The following is a 661-nucleotide window of genomic DNA, read 5'->3' on the forward strand; positions in this document are numbered from 1 at the left end:
CTGAATTTACATCAAAAAATGTAAGAGGTGACATAAAGCACATCATCCATACGTATTATAAAAATAAAAGTACAAATCTAAATATAGACTTACCGAAAAGTACGAAGTCTCGCCTTGTCAAACGAATGCTATCTACCCTTGGATTTGAACAACTGACACCATCGATTAAAAATGAGCTAACCGAACGCCTGAATGATGTGGCAACTATATGCATGGAACCAAAATATATTTTTGATGAGCTACTTGCATTTTTGGGGCAGCGACGCATAGCACTCCCCGGTTACAGCACTGTCCAGAACCTGGTTTCAGAAGCTTTAAACTTTGAAAGAAAGAGGACGCTGAATATTCTTTCAAAAAGAATTAGTCCTGCCACAGCACAACAGATCACTTCCATTCTACATGATGAAGGTAATTTGAATGCAATTAGGGGGTATAATGGTGGTGCGAGAGATTTTTCAGTATCAGAAATCGGAAGGGAACTAAATTCACACAATATTATAAGCTGTGTCTATTATGAAATAAAAGATACCATCAATGAATTATGTATATCTCAGGGTAATATGGAGTACTATGCAACCATAGTGAAACACAGCACAACGTTCAAACTTAAGCGACACCCTAAATGGCAGGGAATACTTTATTTATGTTGCTATTTATATTT

1 protein-coding gene is annotated in these 661 nt (G+C 36.5%); it reads left to right on the plus strand.

Features of this window, described 5'->3' with window-relative positions:
* Positions 1-661 (plus strand): DUF4158 domain-containing protein (locus V1952_RS22355; protein WP_420075613.1); only part of this gene is annotated, 661 nt, incomplete at both ends.

It is taken from the genome of Yersinia sp. 2542 StPb PI, from assembly GCF_048593855.1.
Lineage (GTDB): Bacteria > Pseudomonadota > Gammaproteobacteria > Enterobacterales > Enterobacteriaceae > Yersinia > Yersinia enterocolitica_E.